The 21,738-nt window shown below is 71.4% G+C and carries 20 protein-coding genes; 8 read left to right on the forward strand and 12 right to left on the reverse strand.

Annotated elements, in window-relative coordinates; genetic code table 11:
- Nucleotides 1-27: 27 nt before the first annotated feature.
- From ilvC to AC3WRN_RS13175, 11 genes are all read right to left on the reverse strand, one after another.
- The gene (gene ilvC, locus AC3WRN_RS13125; protein ID WP_068094453.1) at nt 28-1,041 is read right to left on the reverse strand and encodes a ketol-acid reductoisomerase; all 1,014 of its coding nucleotides are present in this window, start codon (nt 1,039-1,041) and stop codon (nt 28-30) included.
- A complete protein-coding gene (ilvD, locus tag AC3WRN_RS13130) occupies nt 1,038-2,744 on the reverse strand; it encodes a dihydroxy-acid dehydratase (protein WP_492623306.1) in 1,707 nt (568 codons plus the stop codon). The genes ilvC and ilvD overlap by 4 nt, the downstream gene beginning before the upstream one ends.
- 270 nt (nt 2,745-3,014) lie before the next feature.
- Nucleotides 3,015-4,142, reverse strand: coding sequence for a 3-isopropylmalate dehydrogenase (gene leuB / locus AC3WRN_RS13135; protein WP_492623307.1), 1,128 nt, complete (start codon nt 4,140-4,142; stop codon nt 3,015-3,017).
- Nucleotides 4,139-4,783 (reverse strand): 3-isopropylmalate dehydratase small subunit, encoded by a 645-nt coding sequence (gene leuD, locus AC3WRN_RS13140; RefSeq protein ID WP_492623308.1) that lies wholly within the window; start codon nt 4,781-4,783, stop codon nt 4,139-4,141. Before leuD ends, leuB begins: the two co-directional genes overlap by 4 nt.
- Nucleotides 4,784-5,009: 226 nt before the next feature.
- Nucleotides 5,010-6,422 (reverse strand): 3-isopropylmalate dehydratase large subunit, encoded by a 1,413-nt coding sequence (leuC, locus tag AC3WRN_RS13145; RefSeq protein WP_492623309.1) that lies wholly within the window; start codon nt 6,420-6,422, stop codon nt 5,010-5,012.
- Nucleotides 6,419-7,420, reverse strand: a complete 1,002-nt coding sequence (locus tag AC3WRN_RS13150) for a branched-chain amino acid transaminase (RefSeq protein WP_492623310.1) — start codon at nt 7,418-7,420, stop codon at nt 6,419-6,421. The genes leuC and AC3WRN_RS13150 overlap by 4 nt, the downstream gene beginning before the upstream one ends.
- Nucleotides 7,417-9,072, reverse strand: a complete 1,656-nt coding sequence (locus AC3WRN_RS13155) for a 2-isopropylmalate synthase (protein ID WP_492623311.1) — start codon at nt 9,070-9,072, stop codon at nt 7,417-7,419. The genes AC3WRN_RS13150 and AC3WRN_RS13155 overlap by 4 nt, the downstream gene beginning before the upstream one ends.
- 111 nt (nt 9,073-9,183) lie before the next feature.
- The gene (locus AC3WRN_RS13160) at nt 9,184-9,321 is read right to left on the reverse strand and encodes a hypothetical protein (RefSeq protein WP_161487761.1); all 138 of its coding nucleotides are present in this window, start codon (nt 9,319-9,321) and stop codon (nt 9,184-9,186) included.
- A gap of 224 nt (nt 9,322-9,545) precedes the next feature.
- Nucleotides 9,546-10,856: a threonine synthase gene (gene thrC / locus AC3WRN_RS13165; RefSeq protein ID WP_492623312.1), complete on the reverse strand. Its 1,311-nt coding sequence runs from the start codon at nt 10,854-10,856 to the stop codon at nt 9,546-9,548.
- Nucleotides 10,857-10,968: 112 nt separating this feature from the next.
- Nucleotides 10,969-11,964 (reverse strand): homoserine kinase, encoded by a 996-nt coding sequence (locus AC3WRN_RS13170; RefSeq protein WP_492623313.1) that lies wholly within the window; start codon nt 11,962-11,964, stop codon nt 10,969-10,971.
- Nucleotides 11,961-13,112 (reverse strand): homoserine dehydrogenase family protein, encoded by a 1,152-nt coding sequence (locus tag AC3WRN_RS13175; protein ID WP_492623314.1) that lies wholly within the window; start codon nt 13,110-13,112, stop codon nt 11,961-11,963. Before AC3WRN_RS13175 ends, AC3WRN_RS13170 begins: the two co-directional genes overlap by 4 nt.
- Nucleotides 13,113-13,513: 401 nt before the next feature.
- Here AC3WRN_RS13175 and AC3WRN_RS13180 point away from each other — a divergent pair, with 401 nt between their 5' ends.
- The 4 genes from AC3WRN_RS13180 (at nt 13,514) to AC3WRN_RS13195 (ending at nt 16,467) form a co-directional block, all read left to right on the forward strand.
- On the forward strand, nt 13,514-14,269 hold the full coding sequence (locus AC3WRN_RS13180) for a c-type cytochrome (RefSeq protein ID WP_492623315.1): 756 nt from the start codon (nt 13,514-13,516) through the stop codon (nt 14,267-14,269).
- The gene (locus AC3WRN_RS13185) at nt 14,266-15,555 is read left to right on the forward strand and encodes a c-type cytochrome (protein ID WP_492623316.1); all 1,290 of its coding nucleotides are present in this window, start codon (nt 14,266-14,268) and stop codon (nt 15,553-15,555) included. Before AC3WRN_RS13180 ends, AC3WRN_RS13185 begins: the two co-directional genes overlap by 4 nt.
- A 71-nt stretch (nt 15,556-15,626) precedes the next feature.
- Nucleotides 15,627-16,088 (forward strand): pyrimidine dimer DNA glycosylase/endonuclease V, encoded by a 462-nt coding sequence (locus AC3WRN_RS13190; protein ID WP_492623317.1) that lies wholly within the window; start codon nt 15,627-15,629, stop codon nt 16,086-16,088.
- A gap of 19 nt (nt 16,089-16,107) precedes the next feature.
- Nucleotides 16,108-16,467, forward strand: a complete 360-nt coding sequence (locus AC3WRN_RS13195) for a DUF1801 domain-containing protein (RefSeq protein ID WP_492623318.1) — start codon at nt 16,108-16,110, stop codon at nt 16,465-16,467.
- A gap of 20 nt (nt 16,468-16,487) precedes the next feature.
- Here AC3WRN_RS13195 and AC3WRN_RS13200 read toward each other — a convergent pair whose 3' ends face one another.
- Nucleotides 16,488-17,717 carry an MFS transporter gene (locus AC3WRN_RS13200; protein ID WP_492623319.1) on the reverse strand — a complete coding sequence of 410 codons (1,230 nt, stop codon included), beginning with the start codon at nt 17,715-17,717 and terminating at the stop codon, nt 16,488-16,490.
- A 430-nt stretch (nt 17,718-18,147) separates the two neighbouring features.
- Here AC3WRN_RS13200 and AC3WRN_RS13205 point away from each other — a divergent pair, with 430 nt between their 5' ends.
- The 4 genes from AC3WRN_RS13205 to ubiG are packed head-to-tail and all read left to right on the forward strand — an operon-like array spanning nt 18,148 to nt 21,737.
- Nucleotides 18,148-19,389 carry a sugar phosphate isomerase/epimerase family protein gene (locus tag AC3WRN_RS13205; RefSeq protein WP_492623320.1) on the forward strand — a complete coding sequence of 414 codons (1,242 nt, stop codon included), beginning with the start codon at nt 18,148-18,150 and terminating at the stop codon, nt 19,387-19,389.
- A complete protein-coding gene (locus tag AC3WRN_RS13210; protein WP_492623321.1) occupies nt 19,386-19,901 on the forward strand; it encodes an S-ribosylhomocysteine lyase in 516 nt (171 codons plus the stop codon). Before AC3WRN_RS13205 ends, AC3WRN_RS13210 begins: the two co-directional genes overlap by 4 nt.
- On the forward strand, nt 19,898-21,049 hold the full coding sequence (locus AC3WRN_RS13215) for a sedoheptulose 7-phosphate cyclase (protein WP_492623322.1): 1,152 nt from the start codon (nt 19,898-19,900) through the stop codon (nt 21,047-21,049). The genes AC3WRN_RS13210 and AC3WRN_RS13215 overlap by 4 nt, the downstream gene beginning before the upstream one ends.
- On the forward strand, nt 21,027-21,737 hold the full coding sequence (ubiG, locus tag AC3WRN_RS13220; RefSeq protein WP_492623323.1) for a bifunctional 2-polyprenyl-6-hydroxyphenol methylase/3-demethylubiquinol 3-O-methyltransferase UbiG: 711 nt from the start codon (nt 21,027-21,029) through the stop codon (nt 21,735-21,737). Before AC3WRN_RS13215 ends, ubiG begins: the two co-directional genes overlap by 23 nt.
- Nucleotide 21,738: the final 1 nt, after the last annotated feature.

Genomic DNA, 21,738 nt, shown 5'->3' on the forward strand with positions numbered 1-21,738 from the left:
CATTGCAGGGGGAGGAGCCAGGGAGCGTCAGCCGGCCTTCTTCAACGGCGCGGCAGCGGGCTTCGGTGCCGTCGGCTGCAACCACGGCATCCGCGCGCGCAGCGCGGCGCCGACCCGCTCGATCGGGTGCTCGAGGTCGGCCTGCTTCAGGCGCTTGTAGTTCGGCAGGCCGGCCTGGTACTCGGCGATCCAGTTGCGCGCGAAGGTGCCGTCCTGGATGTCGGTGAGCACCTCCTTCATGCGCGCCTTGGTGCCGGCGTCGACCACTCGCGGGCCGCTGACGTAGTCGCCGTACTGCGCGGTCTCGGAGACGAACTGCAGCATCTTCGCCAGGCCGCCCTCGTAGAACAGGTCGACGATCAGCTTCAGCTCGTGCATCACCTCGTAGTAGGCGATCTCCGGCTGGTAGCCGGCCTCGACCAGGGTCTCGAAGCCCTTCAGCACCAGCTCGCTGGCGCCGCCGCACAGCACGGCCTGCTCGCCGAACAGGTCGGTCTCGGTCTCTTCCTTGAAGTCGGTCTGGATGATCATCGCGCGGCCGCCGCCGATGCCGTCGGCGTAGCCCTTGGTCTTCGCCTCGGCGTGGCCGCTGACGTCCTGATGCACCGCCCAGATGCACGGCACGCCGCGGCCGCGCTCGTACTCGCTGCGCACCAGCGCGCCGGGGCCCTTCGGCGCGACCAGGATCACGTCGATGTCGGCGCGCGGCTTGATCTGGCCGAAGTGCACGTTGAAGCCGTGCGCGAACAGCAGCGCGGCGCCGGGCTTGATGTTCGGCTCGATCGCTTCCTTGTACAGGGTGGGCTGCACCATGTCCGGGGTCAGCACGGCGACCAGGTCGGCGCCCTTCACCGCTTCGGCCGGCTCGGCGACCTTGAAGCCGTCGGCCACCGCCTTGTGCCAGGTCGGGCCGTTCGGGCGCAGGCCGACCACCACGTCGAGGCCGGAGTCGCGCAGGTTGAGCGCGTGCGCGCGGCCCTGGCTGCCGTAGCCGAGTACGGCGATGCGGGAGGTGGCGAGGGGGTTGGTGGCGTTGCTCATGCGGTGGCTCCTTCGATGGTGGTGGCGCGATGGCGGATCGGAGTGGATGTGGCGGTTTGCGGATGGGTGGTGGCGCCGTCGGAGGCGGAGCCGACCAGCAGCGCGTACTTGGCCAGCGCGCCGCGGCTGACCTTCGGTGCCGGCGGTTGCCAGCCGGCGCGACGGCCGGCGAGGTCGGCGTCGGTGGCGATCTCGCGCGTGTCGGCATCGATGCGGATGCGGTCGCCCTCATGCAGCAGCGCGATCGGCCCGCCGCGCGCGGCTTCCGGCGCGATGTGGCCGACCATGAAGCCGTGGGTGGCGCCGGAGAAGCGGCCGTCGGTGATCAGCGCCACGTCGTCGCCGAGGCCGCGGCCGATCAGCGCGGCGGTGACGCCGAGCATCTCGCGCATGCCGGGGCCGCCGGCGGGGCCTTCGTTGCGGATCACGATGATGTTGCCCTTGCCGATGTCGCCGGCCTGCACCGCGGCGAACGCCTGCTCCTCGCCCTCGAACACGCGGGCGCGGCCTTCGAAGTGGCTGGCGCCCTTGCCGGCGAGCTTGAGGATGCAGCCTTCCGGCGCGAGGTTGCCGTACAGGATCGAGTAGCCACCGCGCGGCTTCAGCGGCTGCGTGACCGGATGCACCACGTCCTGCGCTTCCGCGCGCGGCGCCGCGGCGACCTCCTCGAACAGCGTGCGGCCGGTGACGGTGGGCGCGTCTTCCAGCATGCCGGCGGCAATCAGTTCCTGCGCCACCCGCGCGCTGCCGCCGGCGCCGAACAGCTCGACCGCGGTGTAGCGGCCGCCGGGCAGCAGGTCGGCGATCACCGGGGTGTGTTCCGAGGCCGGCTGGAAATCCTCCAGCGTCCATTCGACGCCGGCTTCGCGGGCGATCGCCAGCAGATGCAGCACCGCGTTGGTGGAGCCGGCGGTGGCGGCGACCATGCGCGCGGCATTGCGCATCGACGTGCGCGTGATCAGCTCGCGTGGCGTGCGGTTCTCGCGCAGGCATTCCATCACCAGTTCGCCGCAGCGGAACGCAGCGGCGCCCTTGGCCGGGTGGGTGGCGGGGATGTCGTTGTAACCCAGCGGCGACAGCCCCAGCGTGGAGAGCACCATCGCCATCGTGTTGGCGGTGAACTGGCCGCCGCAGGCACCGGCGCCGGGACAGGCATCGCGTTCGACCGAGGTCAGTTCCTCGTCGCTGATCTTGCCCGCGCCGTGCGCGCCGACCGCCTCAAACACCTGTTGGATGGTGATCGGATGGTTGTCGTGGGTGCCGTGCGCGATGGTGCCGCCGTACAGCGCCACGCCGGGGATGTCCAGCCGCGCCAGCGCCATCGCGGCGGCCGGGATGGTCTTGTCGCAGCCGCACAGCACCACCATCGCGTCGAGGCAGTGGCCGTCCACCGCCAGCTCGATCGAGTCGGCGATCACCTCGCGGCTGATCAGCGACGAACGCATGCCGGGCGTGCCCATCGCGATGCCGTCGGTGACCGCGATGGTGTTGAACTCGACCGGTGTGCCGCCCGCGGCGCGGATGCCGGCCGCCGCCTCGGCCGCCAGCTCGCGCAGATTGAGGTTGCACGGGCTCACGTTCGACCAGGTGTGCACCACCGCCACCAGCGGCCTGGCGATGGCCGCGTCGTCGAGGCCGGTGGCGCGCAGCATCGCGCGGGCGGGGGCGCGGTCGGGGCCGCTCTTGATCAGGTCACTGCGCATCAAAGAATCTCCGAAGGACAAAATCCCGACGAGGGGCGGGTGCCCGCGACCGAACCGGTCGAGGTGCGCCGGGGGCGAGGGATCTGCCCGAGGCCACCCCGACTCCGCCGGTTGAAGAGAAGCGCCCCCTGCGCGCGAGGGAGGTCGACGGGACGGCCAGGGAGTCGGCGCCATCGCGGCGTGCAGGGACCATCCGCGTCGCATGCGCGCAGGGGGCAGCAGAAAACGCGGACACATCCGTGTGGCCGCCTGGGAAACCGGGTGATGGCATCAGCCGCATGCGCGCGCTCCGCAGAAGAACGCGGCGGCGGTGTCGGCGTGGTCGCCGACTGCATCGAGCACTGCGTCGCGCACCTCGTCGGTGCCGGCCTGGCCGCCGATGTCGCGGCTGTGCGGGCCGTAGCGCAATACTTGTTCCACCGCCGATTCCACCGCGGTCGCTTCGGCCTCCAGGCCCAGCGAATGGCGCAGCAGCAGCGCGGCGGAAAGGATCGCGCCGATCGGGTTGGCCACGCCCTGGCCGGCGATGTCCGGCGCCGAGCCGTGGATCGGCTCGTATAGCCCCATCGAGCCTGTCCTGAGCGTAGGCGAAGCCGGAGTCGAAGGGCCCAGCGAGGCCGACGGCAGCAGGCCCAGCGAACCGGCCAGCGCGGCGGCCTCGTCGGTGAGGATGTCGCCGAACAGGTTCTCGGTGACCACCACGTCGTAGCTGTTCGGCCGGGTCAGCAGCAGCATCGCCATCGAGTCGACCAGCTGGTGCTCGACCTTCACGTCGGGATAGTCGGCGGCGATGCGCTGCACCGTGCTGCGCCACAGCCGCGAGGTTTCCAGCACGTTCGCCTTGTCCACCGAGGTGACGTGGCGGCGGCGGTCGCGCGCCAGCTCGAACGCGCGGCGCACCACGCGCTCGATCTCGGTCACGGTGTACCTGCACTCGTCGGTGGCGGCGTCGGCGCTGCGCGTCTTCGCGCCGAAGTAGGTGCCGCCGGTGAGCTCGCGCACGAACAGCACGTCGACGTTGCGCAGCCGTTCGTTCTTCAGCGGCGACAGGCCGGCCAGCGCCGGATGCACCTGCAACGGGCGCAAGTTGGCGTACACGCCCAGCGCGGCGCGCAACGCCAGCAGCCCCTGCTCGGGCCGCACCGGCGCGTTCGGGTCGGACCACTTCGGGCCGCCCACGGCGCCCAGCAACACGGCGTCGGCAGCCTGGCAGGCCAACAGCGAAGCGGCCGGCAGCGGCTCGCCGCAGGCGTCGATCGCGGCGCCGCCGATCAGCTGCTCGTCGAACGTGAACGCATGCTCGTAGCGCGCGGCCACGGTTTTCAACACGGCCACCGCGGCGGCGGTGACCTCGGGGCCGACGCCATCGCCGGGCAGGGTAACGATGCGTGCCTTCATGCGTTTACTCCGTTTGATCGAAGCCGGTCTTGTTGAAGAGTGCGGCCATGGATGGCCGCTTCTTGACGTTCGCGTTCACGGACGAACGCATCAATTTGATCGGCCTGCTGCAGCAGGTAGCCGAGCTGGTCGACGCCGTGCAGCAGGCAGTGCCGCGCGAACGGTTCCAGCCGGAACGGGATGCGGCCGCCGTCGGGCAGCTCGATGAACTGGCCGCGCACGTCGATCGCCAGCTCGATGCCGGGGTGCTTGAGCAGCCAGCGGTGTTCCAGTTCCTCGAGCTGGATCGCCAGCAGGCCGTTCTTCAGCGCGTTGCCGCGGAAGATGTCCGCGATCTCGCTGCACAGCACCGCCTGGATGCCGTAGTCCAGCAGCGCCCACGGTGCGTGCTCGCGCGAGGAGCCGCAGCCGAAGTTGCGGCCGGCGACGAGGATCGAGCAGCCGCGCGCTTCCGGGCGGTTCAGCGGGAAGGCCGGGTTGTCGCTGCCGTCGGCCTGGTAGCGCCAGTCGTGGAAGCACAGCCGGCCCAGCCCTGCGCGGGTGGTGGTGGTGAGGAAGCGCGCCGGGATGATGCGGTCGGTGTCGATGTTCTCGTCGGCCAGCACGGCGGTGCGCGAGTGGAGGCGGGTGATGGGGCGCATCAATGACATTCCTCGCTTCTTGCGTTGGCCTCCTCTCCCCTGTGGGGAGAGGATTGAGGTGAGGGGCGGGTGCTCGCAGGGAAGTGCAACGAAGCGCGCCTTGCTCCTCCCCCTGCGTGCAGGGGGAGGTTGGGAGGGGGTAAAGCTCTGGAGCGGGAGGCAAGAGCGACCCCACCCCGGCCCTCCCCTGCCAGCAGGGGAGGGAGGCCAGCGAATCGGTCGGCGTTCATGCCGCCACCTCCGCCAGGTACTCACGCGGATCGGCAATGCGCCCGGCGATCGCCGATGCCGCGGCGGTGGCGGGGCTGGCCAGCACGGTGCGCGCGCCCTTGCCTTGGCGGCCCTCGAAGTTGCGGTTGGAGGTGGAGACCACCAGCTGGCCTGGCAGCGCCAGGTCGCCGTTCATCGCGATGCACATCGAGCAGCCGGGCACGCGCCATTCGGCGCCGGCGGCGGTGAACACGCGATGCAGGCCTTCGCGCTCGGCATCGCGGCGCACCGCCTCGGAGCCGGGCACTACCAGCATGCGCACGCCGTCGGCGACGCGCCGGCCGTGCAGCACGCGGGCGGCTTCGCGCAGGTCGGACAGGCGCGAGTTGGTGCAGCTGCCGATGAACACCACGTCGACCGGCGTGCCCTGCATCGGCTGGCCGGGGCGGCTCTGCATGTAGTCGAGCGCGCGGCGTTCCTGCGTGTTCGCCGCCGCCGGCACCGGCGCGTCCATGGCGATCGCCATGCCGGGGTGGGTGCCGTAGGTGACGGTGGGCCTTACCGCGGCGGCGTCGATGCGCACCTCGCGGTCGTAGCGCGCGCCGTCGTCGCTCTTCAGCGCGCGCCACTTCGCCACCGCCGCGTCCCACGCCGCGCCCTGCGGTGCGCGCGGGCGGCCTTCCAGCCAGGCGAACGTGGTCTCGTCCGGCGCGATCATGCCGGCGCGCGCGCCGGCCTCGATCGACATGTTGCAGACGGTCATGCGCTCGTCCATCGACAGCGCCTCGATCGCCGCGCCGCGGTACTCCAGCACGTGGCCGGTGCCGCCATCGACGCCGATCGTGCCGATGATGTGCAGGATCAGGTCCTTCGCGCCCACGCCCGGCGGCAGCTGGCCGTCCACGTGGATCGCCGTGGTCCTCGGCTTGCGCTGCAGCAGGCATTGCGTGGCCATCACGTGGCCGACCTCGGTGGTGCCGATGCCGAACGCCAGGGCGCCGAACGCGCCGTGGGTGGAGGTGTGACTGTCGCCGCAGACGATGGTCATCCCGGGCTGGGTGGCGCCCAGCTCAGGGCCGATCACGTGCACGATGCCGCGCTCGGCGCTGTCCCAGCCGTGCAGCTCGACGCCGAACTCGCGGCAGTTGCTTTCCAGCTGCGCCACCTGCGCCTGCGCCTCGGCGTTCGCGTACGGGCGACTGCCGTCGGCGTTGGCCGGCAGGGTCGGGGTGGAATGATCCAGCGTGGCCAGCATGCGGTCGGGCCGGCGCAGCCGCAGGCCACGCTCGCGCAGTTCGCTGAACGCCTGCGGCGAGGTGACTTCGTGCACCAGGTGCAGGTCGACGTAGAGCACCGCCGGCGTGTCGGCGGTCTCGGCGGCGACCACGTGGGCGTCCCAGACCTTCTCGAACAGGGTCCGCGAGGTCATGCCGCGACCTCCGTGGTAGCCGGCTGTTGATGAGGAGTCCGGCCATGGATGGCCGGTTCTTGATCTTCGCGGTCAGGGACGACCGCATTGACAACACTCAGCCAGCCGTGGCGATCCTCGGTACGGCCATCGAACAATCCGAAGAACGCCTGCCGCAGCTGCTGCGTGACCGGGCCGGGCGCGCCCTTGCCGACCGCCTTGCGGTCGACCGAACGCACCGGGGTGATCTCGGCGGCGGTGCCGGTCATGAACACCTCGTCGGCCGAGTACAGCGCCTCGCGCGGCAGCTCGCGCTCCTCCACCGCGATGCCGAGGCCGGCGGCCAGCGCGAGCACGCTGTCGCGGGTGATCCCGGCCAGGATGCCGGCGCTGGACGGCGGCGTGAGCAGCCGGCCGTTCTTCACCAGGAACAGGTTCTCGCCGGCGCCTTCGCTGAGCAGGCCGCCGTGGCCCAGTGCGATGCCCTCGTCGTAGCCGTTGCGGCGCGCCTCCAGCCCGATCAGCTGGCTGGACAGATAGTTGCCGCCGGCCTTGGCCCAGCTCGGGATGGTGTTCGGCGCGGGACGGTGCCACGACGACACGCAGATGTCGGCGCCGCGCTCGGCCGCCTCGCCCAGGTACGCGCCCCAGGCCATCGCCATGATCGCCACCTCGACCGGCGCGCCGTCCTTCGCCAGCACGCCCAGGCCGCCGGCGCCGCGGAACACGATCGGCCGCACGTAGGCCGACGGCATCGCGTTGGCGCGGATCAGCTCCAGGCAGGCGGCGTTGATCTCGTCCTCGCTGTAGCCGATCTCGATCTCGTACACGCGCGCCGACTCGAACAGGCGGCGGGTGTGGTCGGCGAGGCGGAAGTAGGCCGGGCCGCGCGGCGTGGCGTACACGCGCTCGCCCTCGAACACGGACGAACCGTAATGCAGCGCGTGCGTGCTGACGTGGACGCTGGCCTCGGCCCACGGCTTGATGCGGCCGTTGTGCCACAGGAATGGGGTGTTCATGCGGTGATCTCCTTGTGCGGGCGTCCCTGCGCGCGAGGATCGGAAAGCGGCCTTCCCTGACCGCGCTCTTCAATGGACGGGGCTTGCTCGTGCGGCGAGTGCTGCGCGATCCGGTTGACGATGACCAGCGCGGCCAGCGCGGCGGCCTCGACGATGTCGGTGCTGGTGCCGTGGCCGCGCCAGTCGCGCGCGGCGTGGCGCGCGCTCAGCTGGGCGTGGCCCTGGGCGTCGGCGCCTTCGCCCATCGCGTCGATCTGGAAGCGGGTGAGCGCCAGCGGCGTGCCGGTGGCGCGCTCGATCGCGCGCAGCACCGCGTCGACCGGGCCGTCGCCGATCGCCGCCTCGCCGACCTCGTGGCCGCCGTCGTGGGCCAGCTTCACCGAGGCCGAGGCGCTGCCGCCCAGGTGCGAGCTGGCGTGCAGCTGCACCAGGCGCCACGGGCCGCCGGCGTGCGGGTCGCGGCCCAGCGCCAGCGCTTCCAGGTCCTCGTCGTGCAACTCGCGGCCGTGGTCGGCCAGCGTCTTGAAGCGGGCGAAGATCTCGTCCAGCGCGGCGTCGTCCGGCGCGTGGCCCAGCGCCTGCAGGCGCTGGCGCAGCGCGGCGCGGCCGGAGTGCTTGCCCATCACCAGGCGGGTTTCGGCGATGCCGACGTCCTGCGGCCGCATGATCTCGTAGGTGCCGCGGTGCTTCAGCATGCCGTGCTGGTGGATGCCCGACTCGTGGGCGAACGCGTTGGCGCCCACGATCGCCTTGTTGCGCGGTACCGCCTGGCCGGTCAGCTCGGTCAGCAGGCGCGAGGTGGGGTACAGCTGGCGGGTGTCGATGCGGGTGTCCACGCCGAAGTGCGGCGCGCGCACCTTCAGCGCCATCACCACTTCCTCCAGCGCGGCGTTGCCGGCGCGCTCGCCGATGCCGTTGATGGTGCATTCCACCTGGCGCGCGCCGGCGCCCACCGCGGCCAGGCTGTTCGCCACCGCCATGCCGAGGTCGTCGTGGCAGTGGCTGGAGAAGATCACCCGCTCCGCGCCCACGACGTGGCGGCGCAGGTATTCGAACAGCTCGACGATCTCGGTCGGCGTGGTGTAGCCCACCGTGTCCGGCGCGTTCAGCGTGCTGGCGCCGGCGGCGACCGCGGCGCTGAACACCTCGGCGAGGAATTCGGGCTCGGTGCGCAAGGCATCCTCGGCGGAGAACTCCACCTCGTGGCACAGCCCGCGGGCGCGTTCGATCGCGCGCACCGCGGTGTCCAGCACCTGCGCCCTGCTCATGCCCAGCTTGTGCTCGCGGTGCAGCGGGCTGGTCGACAGGAACAGGTGGATGCGCGAGTGGCGGGCCGCCGCGAGCGCGCGGGCGGCGCTGTCGATGTCGCCGTCCTGGCAGCGCGCCAGCGCGCACACCGTGGTGTTTTTCAGCACCCCGGCGATTTCCGCGACTGCGGCAAAATCGTCCGGCGAGGCCTGCGGGAAACCGGCCTCGAGCACGTCCACGCCGAGCACCTCGAGCTGCCGCGCCATGCGCAGCTTGGCGCGCCGGTCCATCGAGAAGCCGGGCGCCTGCTCGCCGTCGCGCAGGCTGGTGTCGAAGATGCGCACGCGCCCGGCGACTACGTCGTCGTCGCTGGCGGGGGTGTCGTGCTGGCCGGGGTTTTTCATCATGGCTCCGCTGTGGGCGGCGCCGAAGGCACAAAAAAACCCCGCATCCGTTACCGGGTGCGGGGTTCTTCGGGTGTTTTCAGGTTTTCTTATTTACCTGGACACATGCCCTCAGCCCGCACCTCCGTTGGTAATAAGGAGTACGAGTACGAGGGTAATAATGAGCGTGCCGCGAGCCCGCAGCAGGCCGGCAACCGTCACGAGACGGTTTTCCTTGGCGATGCTGCGGTGGCTGTTGCGCTGCGACATGGGACCGACCGTAAAGCAGTTCGTCGACGGCTGTCAACAACTTTTTTCAAAATGGCCGAAATCAGCCATGCGGCGGGCATTTGGACGTCCAGATGGCCAGATGAATCTCGCGATGCGCGCGCGTATGGCCCGTGGCATGGTTTGCATGAGCCCGTGCGTAGGAGCGCACCCTGTGCGCGATGCTTTTTTATATGCCCGGAAGAGCTCGCGCACAGGGTGCGCTCCTACGGTGGCAGCAACCAGCTTCGCAGTGCGGCGTCGCTGGCGGCCAAAGGTTCGGCACTGGCGCTGCGCGCCAGCATCGCGGCCAGCGCCGGGGGCACGTCGACCGGATGGCCGGCCAGCGGTTCCACCACGCTCTCGAACTTGGCCGGATGGGCGGTGGCGACCACCGCCCACGACGCGGCGTCGCCATCCGCGCGCAGCCGGCCGAGCAGGTGCATCGCGGTGGCGGTATGCGGGCAGAACACCTCGCCGTGTTCGCGTGCGTGCCCGGCGATGGTGCGGCGGATGGCGGCGTCGTCCACGCTGTGCGCCTGCAGCCGCTGGCGCAGCCGGGCTGCGTCAGGGTACGTCCAGCGCAGCCGCTCGAAGTTGCTGGGCGCACCCACGTCCATCGCGTTGGCGAGGGTGGCGACCGCTTCGCGCGGCGCGTAGTCGGCGCCGGCGAAGAACTCGGGCAGGGTGGCGTTCGCGTTGCAGGCCAGCCGCACCTCGCCGACCGGCAGGCCCAGCTCGCGCACCCACAGGCAGGCCAGCGCGTTGCCCAGGTTGCCGGTGGGCACGATGAAGTTCAGCGGCGTGCCTTGTTCGCGCCACCAGCCCAGCGCGGCGTGCGCGTAGTAGCTCATCTGCGGCAGCAGCCGGCCGAGGCTGATGCTGTTGGCGGAGGACAGCGGCCGCTGCGCCTGCAGCCCGGCGTCGTTGAGCGCGGCTTTCACCATCCGCTGGCAGTCGTCGAAACGGCCGGCCACGCGCAGCGTGCGGACGTTGTCGCCGAAGCAGCCGAGCTGGTGCGCCTGGCGCGGCGAGACCAGGCCGTCCGGATACAGGATCACCACGTCCACGTTCGGTTGGCGGTGGAACGCGGCGGCCACCGCGGCGCCGGTGTCGCCCGAGGTGGCGACCAGGATGGTCAGCGGCCGCGCGTCGGCGCGCGGCAGCCGGCGCAGGCAGGCGGCGAGGAATCGCGCGCCGACATCCTTGAACGCCGAGGTGGGGCCGTGGAACAACTCCAGCGTCGCCGTGCGCGGATGCGCCGGCAAGGCGCGCAGCGGCGTGTCGAAGGTGAACGCCTCGGCGCAGATGGCGGCCAGCTCGCCGGCCAGCGCATCGCCAGCGAAGAACGGCGCCAGCAGGGTGGCGGCGGTATCGGCCAGCGAGCCGTGGGGGTCGAACGCGGCGGGATCGAGCGTGGGCAGTTGCTCCGGCACGTACAGGCCGCCGTCCGGCGCCAGTCCGGCGGCGATCGCCTGGCTGATCGGCACGGTTGGACCGGCGCTGCGGGTGCTGCGGTAGCGGATCGGCTCGCTCATGCATGCCTCGAACTGTAGGAGCGCACCCTGTGCGCGATCAGCGCGTCAGCGCTGCGCTTTTCGACGAGGCCAAAGGCATCGCGCACAGGGTGCGCTCCTACGGGGCGCGCGCTCATGGCAGAACCTCGTCGAGCGAGTCGACCAACGCGGCGGCGGGTCCGTCGATCGGCGACACCCACGCATCGCTGTCCAGCCCGGCCCCGGCGAACGCGGCCTGCATCGCCACGCTGGCCATCTCGGCGTCGGTGCGGTTGTCGTACCAGCCGAACACGCTGGGGCCGGCGCCGGAGATGCTGGCGCCCAGCGCGTGGTGGTCCAGCGCGGCCTGCTTCACCCGCGCGAAGTGCGGGATCAGCGGCGCGCGGCGCGGTTCCACCAGCACGTCCTTCAGGCCTTCGCGCACCAGCGAGGCGTCGCCGCGCCAGCAGCCGGCCAGCACCAGGGCGAGGTTGGAACTCTGCGCCACGAACTCGCCCAGCGCGTAGTGGCCGGCCAGCGCCGCGCGCGCCCGCCGCGTTTCCAGCACCACGTGCGGATGCACCAGCGCGCAGTGCCATGCGGCCGGCACGTCGATGCGCAGCAGCCGCTCGTGGGTGGCCAGCACCAGGCCGCCCAGCAGCATCGAGCCGAGGTTGTCGCCGTGGCGGCTGCCGCTGGCCACCGCCTCGCCGTCCAGCGCGAAACCGTACAGCGCCTCGCGCGGCAGCGGTTGCGCCAGCAGCGCGTTGGCGGCCACCAGCGCGGCCACGCACGAGGCGGCCGAGCCGCCCATGCCCGAGCCCAGCGCGATGCCCTTGTGCAGGGTCAGCTCGAAACCGTGGGGCAGGCCGAGCGCCTCGCGCAGCGCGAGGAGCGCCGTGCCGGCGGTGTTCGCGCGCGGGTCGGTGGGCAGGTCGGTGACGCAGCCGCGGATCGCCGCGATGCGCACCACCGGTTCGTCGATGCGGCGCACCTCGGCGCGGTCGCCGGCGCCGGCCACGCTGTGGCCGAGCAGGTCGAAGCCGACGCCGACGTTGCCGACGCTGGCGGGCGCGAAGGCACGGGCGACTTGCGGGGGATTGGCGCGGCGCGGTGAGGCCATGACGGGTTCCAGCAAGGAGGAATTCATGCGCGCGCCTCGAGCGACTCGGCGATGCGCAGCAGGTCGGTGAACACGCCGGCGGCGGTCACCTCGGGGCCGGCGCCGGGGCCTTGCACCGACAGCGGATTATCGCAGTAGCGGCGCGTGCTGAACTGCACGATGTTGTCGGTGAGCCGGGTGTGCGCGAACGCATGGCTGGCCGGCAGCACCTGCAGCCGCACGCTGGCGCGGCCGTGCCGGTCCAGTTGCGCCACGTGGCGCAGCACGCCGCCTTCGGCGTGCGCGGCGGCCAGCTTCGCGGCCATCGGCGCGTCGAGTTCGTCGAGCCGCTGCATGAACGCCTCCAGCGGCAGCGCGGCCAGCGCCGGCGGCACCAGGCCTTCCAGGTCGACGTCCTCCAGCGACAGCGACCAGCCCGCCTCGCGCGCCAGGATCACCAGCTTGCGCGCCACGTCGAGGCCGGACAGGTCGTCGCGCGGGTCGGGTTCGGTATAGCCCAGCGCGTGCGCCTCGCGCACCAGCGCGGAGAACGGCTGGCGCCCGTCGTGGCGGTTGCACAGCCAGGCCAGCGTGCCGGAGAACATGCCGTGCACCGCGAACAGTTCATCGCCGGTGTCGAGCAGGTCGCGCAGGGTCTGCACCACCGGCAGGCCGGCGCACACGGTAGCCTCGTAGCGGAAGCGCGCGCCGCTGGCGCAGGCGGCGCGGATCGCCTGCCAGCGCGGCAGCGGGCCGCTGCCGGCCAGCTTGTTCGGCGTCACCACGTGCAGGCCGGCGGCGAGCCAGCGCGGGTAGTGCGCGGCCACCGCGTCGCTGGCGCTGCAGTCGATCAGCAAGGCATGGCGGCCGTCGTTGCCGCGCACGTGCCCGGCGAACGCCTCCAGGTCGTTCGGCCGCCAGATCTGCGCGCCGCCGTGGCGGGCGTTGAGTTCGGCGTCGTCGCAATCCAGCCACATCCGTTTGCTGGCCACCACGCCGCAGAGTTTCAGCTCCAGCGCGCTGTCGCGGGCCAGCCGCGGCTGCGCCGCGCGCAGTTGCTCCAGCAGCGCGCTGCCGACCCGGCCGGGGCCGATCACGCCGACCGCCAGCACGCGCCGCCGGGTCGTGCCCATGCGGGTCATCGACGGCGGCGGCAACGGGGAATGCTGGACTTGCTCGGGTGCACAGGTGATCACGATGGCCTCTCCGGTGGAGGCCCGTTCTCGCTGGCGTGTCGGCATGGGCCGGCCCGCCTCGTCGAGGGCGGGCCGTTGCGTGGGAAAACTCAGCTACGCACGACGCTCCGCCCGGGACCCGTGGTACCGGTGGTAATCGTGGTGGTAATGATGGCGGCGACGATGCCCGCGCACGACGGCATGCAGCCGGTGCGAACCGGTGCGGAAGGCGTGCGTGCGGGTGTGGAAAGCGGCGACATGGCGTCGACCATAAGCGGATTGCTGCACTGCGGTCAACAGGTGCATTTGCAACTTTCGCGAACGCCGGATGGTGTCGGACGATGGCCGGCGACCTGCGGCAGGTTGTCGCGATCGGCCGATCCGCGCCCGGGCAACGGGGCGCGCGGGCCTACAATCGACGGATGAACTGTCCTGTTTTCCTGCGCGGCGTGCCTCGTGCGGTCGTCGTGCTGTTCGCGCTGGGCATGTGCGGTGCGGCCTCGGCCGCCGGGCTCCAGGCCGGTGCCGCGCCGGTTCCCGACACCATGCAGCAGCGCATGGCCGCGTGCACCAGTTGCCACGGTGCGCGCGGTGAAGGCTCGCCGGACAGCGTGGCGATCCCGCGCCTGGCGGGCAAGCCGGCCGGCTACCTGCTGCAGCAACTGGAATATTTCCAGAGCGGCCAGCGCCGGCACGCACCGATGGAATACGTGGTGCGCCAGCTGAGCCCGGCGTACCTGCGCGAGATCGCCGATTACTTCGCGCGGCAGGACGTGCCCTACCGGAAGCTGCAGGTGCCGGCGGTGCCCGTGGAGACCCTGCGGCGCGGCGAGCAATTGGTGATGCGCGGCGACTCCACCCGCGGCGTGCCGTCGTGCGTCAGCTGCCACGGCGCCAGGCTCACCGGCGTGGAGCCGATGATGCCGGGCCTGATGGGCCTGTCGTACGACTACCTCAATACCCAGCTGGTGTCGTGGCGCACGCGCCAGCGCGCGGCCGAGGGGCCCTACTGCATGGGCGTGGTCGCCAACCGCATGCGCGAATCGGACATCACCGCCGTTTCCGCGTGGCTGGCCAGCCATGAGCCGCCGGCCGACATGCACCCGGCACCGGCCAGTGCGCAGGCCGAACCGCTGCCGGGCTGGTGCGTGATGGGCAAGAGCGGAGCGGGTCGATGACGTGGTGGCGACGTGGGGCGTGGGTGACGGGGCTGCTGGTGCTGGCGGTGTCCGGATGGCTGTACTTCGGCCAGGGCGTTTCGCGGCCGGCGGCGCCGGCGCAACGCGAGGCGGATGCCGCTGCGCTGCACGATCCGGCGCTGATCGCCCGCGGCGAATACCTGGCCACGGTCGGCGATTGCGCCGCCTGCCACACCGCGCGTGACGGCCAGCGCTATGCCGGCGGCCGCTCGCTGGCCACGCCGTTCGGCGACGTGCCGGCGCCGAACATCACGCCCGATCCGGAAACCGGCATCGGCCGGTGGAACTTCGACGATTTCTGGCGCGCGCTGCATGAAGGCAAGGGTCGCCAGGGCGAACTGCTGTACCCGGTGTTCTCCTACACCTCGTTCACCAAGGTGACCCGCGACGACGCGCTGGCGATCTTCGCCTACCTGAAGTCGCTGCCGCCGGTGCGCCGCGCGGACGGCGAGTTGGGGCTGGGCTTTCCCTACAACGTGCGCAGCAGCCTGCTTGCGTGGCGCGCGCTGTACTTCAAGCCGGGCGCGTACCAGCCCGATCCGGCGAAATCCGAGCAGTGGAACCGCGGCGCCTACCTGGTGCAGGGCCTGGGCCACTGCAACGAATGCCACGCCGCGCGCGACTCGCTCGGCGGCATCGCGCAGGACCGCCAGCTCACCGGCGGCCGGATTCCGCAGCTGGACTGGTACGCGCCCGATCTCGGCACACAGCCGGGCGGCGGCCTGGCCGGCTGGAGCGCGCAGGACATCGTCGACCTGCTCGGGACCGGCCGGTCGGCGAAGGGCACCGCGTTCGGGCCGATGGCCGACGTGGTGCGCATGAGCACCCAGCACATGACCGAAGCGGACCTGCGGGCGGTGGCGACCTATCTGCAGGCGCTGCCGCCGCGCACGCCGGCGGCGGACGCGGCGCCGTTCAAGGCGGCGGCCAGCCACGAGCTGGGCGGCACGCTCTACGCGCAACGCTGCGCCGACTGCCACGGCAGGGACGGCCGCGGCGTGGCAGGGGTCTACCCGCCGCTGGACGGCAACATCTCGGTCACCGAGCCGACCGGCATCAACGCCATCCGCAGCGTGCTGCTCGGCGGCTTCGCCCCGGCCACCGCCGGCAACCCGCAGCCGTACTCGATGCCGCCGTTCGCGCAGCAGCTGAGCGACGCCGACGTCGCTGCGGTGGTCAGCTACGCCCGCCAGTCGTGGTCGAACAAGGCCTCCGCCGTGCAGCCGGCGCAGGTGGGGCAGTACCGGCACACGCCGATCGACTGAAGGCGCATCCGCGCGGTCGTCGTGGCATCCTCGCCACGATGCCCGGCGTTTCCGGGCGGCGGGCCCCTGCCATGCGCCTGTGGTCGCTGCACCCTCGTTACCTCGACGCGCAAGGCCTGGTGGCCGTGTGGCGCGAGGCCTTGCTGGCGCGCGCCGTGCTGCGCGGTGCAACGCGCGGCTACCGGCATCACCCCCAGCTCGACCGCTTCCGCGCCCATCCCACGCCGCGGCTGGCGATCAACGCCTACCTCGCGGCGGTGCACGCCGAAGCGCAGGCGCGCGGCTACCGTTTCGACCGCCGCCGCTACGGGCCGGTGCGTGAAGTGGCGCCCCTGCCGCTGAACCGCGGCCAGCTCGAGCTGGAATGGCGCCACCTGCTCGGCAAGCTCGCCGTGCGCGATCCGCTGCGGCATGGGCAATGGCGCGACCTCGCCCGCCCCGCCTGCCACCCGCTGTTCCGGCTGCGCGCCGGGCCGGTGGCCGCGTGGGAGCGTGCCGCCGCGCAGGTCGATCAGCGGAGGCAAGGGCCTTGAGCATCAAGGCACGCATACGGTGGAAGCCTTCCTCGCCGCGCTGGAGCATCCGCTGAAGCGCGAAATCGTCGCGCTGCGGCGGATCCTGCTCGGCGCGGACATGGCGATCACCGAGGAGATCAAGTGGAACGCGCCGAGCTTCCGTACCTCGGAGCACTTCGCCACCATGCAGTTGCGCAGCAAGGAGGCCGTGCGGCTGATCCTCCATCTCGGGTCGAAGAAGCGCGAGCTGCCGCGCGGGGCGATCGCCGATCCGCGCGGCCTGCTCGAATGGCTGGGACCGGACCGCGCGATCGTCGGCTTCCGCAGCGCCGCCGAGCTGGCCGCCGGCGAGGCGGCGCTGGTGGCGATCGTGCGGCAGTGGCTGCGCCAGGTCTGAGCGGGTGACCGCGGTGCCGCTCAGCGGCCGGTCATGCGCCGTCGACCGAGCAGCGCGGCCAGGCCGAGCAGCGCCAGGGCGGCGAAGGCGGCGCCGGCCAGGAAGGTCGCCTGCGAACCGATCGCGCCCCACAGCCCGCCGGCGAGCACGCTGGCGAGCAGCAGGGCCACGCCGGTCACCAGGTTGAACACGCCGAACGCGGTGCCGCGCAGCGACGCCGGCGCCGCGTCGGCCACCAGGGTGGCCAGCAGGCCCTGCGTCATGCCCATGTGCAGGCCCCACAGCGTCACGCCGATCACCAGGCCGGCCAATCCACCGATCAGCGCCAGCGCGAGATCCGCCAGCACCAGTACGGCGAATCCGCTGGCCAGCAGGACGTCGCGGTCCAGCCGGTCGGCGAGCTTGCCGATCGGGTAGGCCACCAGCGAATAGACCACGTTCATCAGCACCAGCACCGCGGGAATCAGCATCAGCGACAGCTTGAGCTCCTGCGCCCGCAGCACCAGGAATGCCTCGCTGAAGCGGGCCAGGGTGAACACCGAGGCGACCGCCACGATCCACCAGTACACCGCCGGCAGGCGCGACAGCTCGGCGCGCGACAGCGGCATGCGCACCTGGTGCGTGCCCGGTTCGCGCGCCGCGTCGTGCACCCCGAACGTGATCAGCGCGAACGAGCCGAACGCCGGCAGCACGGCAAACCAGAACACCAGCGGGATGTTGTCGCCGGTCAGCCACATCAGCCCGATCGCCAGCAGCGGGCCGAGATAGGCGCCGGTCGTGTCGAGCGACTGGCGCAGGCCGAACGCCGCGCCGCTCATGCCCGGCGGCGCCAGGTCGGCGATCAGCGCATCGCGCGGCGCGCCGCGGATGCCCTTGCCGATGCGGTCCACGAAGCGCGCCGTCACCACCCAGCTCACCGTGTGCGCCAGCGGGAACACCGGCTTGGTGAACGCCGCCAGCCCGTAGCCGATCGCGGCCAGCAGCTTGCGCCGGCCCAGCCAGTCCGACAACGCGCCGGAGAACACCTTCACGATCGCCGCCGTCGACTCGGCGATGCCCTCGATGAAACCCACCGCCAGCGTCGAGATGCCGAGCGTGCCGACCAGGTACACCGGCAGCAGCGCGTGGATCATCTCCGAGGAGACGTCCATCAACAGGGACACGAAACCCAGCGCCCAGATGCCTTTCGGGAGACGCTGCAGCGCCGTCACGGTGCGGGCGCGGTCGGCCGGTGGATCAATGCTGCTCATGCCGGGTGCTTCCACGCGGGATCAGGGAACGGGTCGCCGGCCGTGCAGGCCGTTGGCGGATGCCTGGTGCGACAGCTCGAAGGTGCAAGTCGTCGGGCTCGCTGCTCGGTGAGTATCGCCGGGGCCGCCTCGCCGGATCCGCGGCGCGTATCGGGGCGCTGCCGCCGATGATAACGGTTCGGCGGGATTCCCGGGCCCGCAGGCACGACCGGCCGAGCGCCCCATGCTGCGGCATCCGTACGCAGGTGGCGGCCGGCACGGATTGACGTGAGTCATGGCGAGCGCGCCGCCGTGCCCGCACGCTGCGCGGATGCCGACCCGGCGTCGGCTGCCCGCGCGGTGGAACCGATGCCGCGTCGGCGGCCGCCGCAGAGTCGGGCAGACGGCGCACTCGAGTTCCACCATCGCTTGCTCACCACGGTTCCCGGGCATGATCCAGCTCAGCTACAGCACCTTCGGCCTCACCAACCTCTCGTTTCCGGAGGCCATCGATGCGGTGGCCCGGGCCGGCTACGCAGGCGTCGAGCTGTCCTTCCACCGCGAGCAGTTCAATCCCTTCAACCTCAGCGAGGCCGACCTCGACGACGTGCGGCGGCATCTGCAGGCGGCGCGGATCGTGCCGGCCTGCGTGGCCACCGCCTCGCACTTCTTCACCCCGTCGCGGCCGCACGAGCCGTCGCTGATGGCGCTGGACGTGGCCGGGCGCCAGCGCCGCATCGACCTGGTCAAGCGCGGCATCCGCGTGGCCCGCCGGCTGGGCGTCGGGCTGGTCACCTTCGGCAGCGGTTTCCTGCGCGAGGAGCACGTGCGCCAGCCGGCGGTCGACCCGGGCGAGCTGCTGGCGGACAGCATCCGCGAATGCCTGCGCGAGATCCGCGACGACGAGGACATCACGCTGCTGATCGAGCCCGAGCCGGGCATGTACATCGAGACCCTGGAGCAGGGGCTGGCGCTGATCCGCGCGGTCGGCTCCCGCCGTTTCGCGCTGCACATCGACATCTGCCACGCCTACTGCTCCGAGCCGGACTACCTCGGCGCGCTGGCGCAGGCCGCGCCGTTCGCCCGCTACCTGCACATCTCCGATGCGCGCGAGGGCCGCAACCTCAGGATCGTGCGGGACGATGCGGTGGCGGGCTTCGACCTGGATGCCGCCAGTACCCTGGTCTATTTTCCCGATACGGCGGACTACCTGCTGGTGGATCGCCGCCATCCGCTGTACTTCGGCGACCGCGCGCCCGACCCGGCGCGGCGCCGGCGCATCGAGGCCTTGCTGGCGCAGGCCGGCATCGACCGGCCGGCGGGTACGGTCGACTACGGCAGCCTGTACGCCGGCGCCTCGCCGCTGGACGACGAGATCTTCACCTACCTGATCTCGGTGCCGGGACTGGGCTTCGACGTGCTCGAACGGGCCTGGCCGATCGTCGCCCACCTGCGCGGCGTGCGAGGCCCTGCACTGTTCGACCGGATGGTCGCCAACACGCGCACCGGCATCGTGCATTTCCACGAGATTCCCGGCGAGGGCACGCTGGACCTGGCAGCCAGTTTCAGGGCGCTGAACGAGCACGGCTTCCACGGCTTCGGCTCGGTCGAGCTCTACCACCATGTCGAGAGCTGGCAGCAGGCCCTCGACGACAGCTACCGCCACCTGGCCGCGATCGCGCAGCCGGCATGAACGCCCGGCCGTTCCACCGAGCAACCACCATGATCGACTTCGAGGCACTGGGCTGGCGCAGCGATACCGTCGGCGAACTGGACCACCGCCGGCTGAAGGCGCCCAGCGTCAAGCTTCGCGGCGCCCATGCGGGCGCGGCGGGCGATATCGTCTACGCCATCGACTTGCGCCTGCGCCGGCCGAACGCGGACGCCTGCCTGTCGGGTACCGAACTGCATTCGATCGAGCACTTCCTGCTCGAAGGCTTCCAGCGCCTGTTGCCGCAGCATCTCGTCAGCATCGGCGTGATGGGTTGCCAGACCGGCTTCTACCTCACCCTGCTCGGTGAAGGCCGGCGCGCCGTCATCGAAGACGCGTTCGCGACGATCCTCGAAGGCGTGCTCGCGGTCGACGCCGTGCCGTATGCGCGCATCGACCAGTGCGGCCACTGGCGCAACCACGACCTGGCGCGCGCGCAAGCCGTCGCGCGCGAGGTGCTGGCGCGGCGCCCGGCGTGGCGGGACGTGGCATGAGCGCCACGCAGGGCGCGCGCTGGCAGGTCAGCGCCACGCGCCGGATCGAGTACGACCTGCTCAACGTGGCGGACGTGTTCGATCCGCACAGCGATGCCTTGCTGTCGATGGGGCGCACGCAGGAAGGGCGCCGCTTCGTGGTGGTCGACGCCTGCGTGCACGCTCTTCATGGCGGGCGCATCCGTGCCTATTTCGCCCACCACCGGATCGATGCCCGCATCATCACTCTCCCGGGCGGCGAGGGCGGCAAGACGCTGGAGGCGTGGCTCTCGGTGCTGCGCGAACTGGACGGCTTTCCCATCCACCGCCGCGACGAGCCGGTCATCGCCATCGGCGGCGGCGTGCTGACCGACGTGGTCGGCTACGCGGCGGCCAGCTACCGCCGCGGCGTGCCGCACATCAAGGTGCCGACCACGCTGATGGGCTACGTCGATGCGGCGGTGGGGATCAAGACCGGGATCAATTTCAACGGCCGCAAGAATCGCCTGGGCAACTTCGAGCCGCCGCGCCGGGTGCTGCTGGATCGCAGCCTGCTGCGCAGCCTGCCGCCGCGCCACCTGCGCAACGGCCTGTGCGAAATCGTCAAGCTGGCCGTGATCAGGGATGCCGCGTTGTTCCGCCTGCTGGAGCAGCATGGCGCGGCTTCGCTGGCGACGGCCTTCCAGGACGCGCGCGGCGGCGACATCCTCGACCGCGCCATCGGCGGCATGCTCGAAGAGCTGGCGCCGAACCTGCACGAGGAAGAATTGGCGCGCAAGGTGGACTTCGGCCACACCTTCAGCTACGGCCTGGAAACCCGCCACGAGGGAAGCCTGCTGCACGGCGAGGCGGTGCTGCTGGACATCCTGGTGTCGACCGCGATCGCGCGGCGCCGCGGCCTGCTCGGCGCGGCCGCGGCCGCGCGGATCTTCGCCCTGGTCGACCATCTCGACCTCGCCCCCGACCTCGCCCTGCTCGACGCCGAACTCATGTGGCAGTCGCTGCTGGACCGCGTCGAACACCGCAACGGCCTGCAGCGCGTGCCGCTGCCCGCGGCGGTCGGCGAATGCGTGTTCGTCAACGACATCGCGCGCGCGGAAATCGAAGCTTCCATCCAAACCTTGCATGACCGGACCACGACAAGCCATGACCGAATCGCCGAATGTTGATGCCGGGGAAATCGCCCACTTCAACCGCATCGCCCAGCTGTGGTGGGACCCGCACGGCAAGATGGGCCAGCTGCACGCGATCAACGAGCTGCGCCTGCGCTTCATCACCGACCGCATCGGCGTGCCCGCGCCGCGCATCGTCGACGTGGGTTGCGGCGGCGGCATCCTGGCCGAGGCGCTGGCCCGGACCGGCGCGCGGGTGACCGGCATCGACCTGTCGCGATTGTCGCTGGACATCGCCCGCCAGCATGCCGAACGCGGCGGGCTCGCCATCGACTACCGCTACCTAGACGCGGAAACCCTCGCCCGCGAGGAGGCCGGCAGTTTCGACGCCGTCACCTGCATGGAAATGCTCGAGCACGTGCCGCATCCGGACCGGGTCATCGCCGCCTGCGCCGCCTTGCTCAAGCCGGGCGGCGTGGCGTTCTTCTCCACCATCAACCGCACGTTCAAGGCGTTCGCCTTCGCCATCGTGGCCGGCGAGTACATCCTGGGCCTGCTGCCGCGCGGCACCCACAGCTACCGCAAGCTGATCCGGCCGGCGGAGATGCGCGCGTGGGCCGCCGCCGCGGGGCTCGAGTTCAAGGCGGTGGACAGCCTCATGTACAACCCGCTCGCGCGCCGGTTCCGCGTTGCGCCGAACCGCGAAGACATCAACTACATGGCCTGCTTCGTCAGGAAGGGCTGAC

This window comes from Rhodanobacter sp. FW101-FHT13A11 (genome assembly GCF_058790335.1).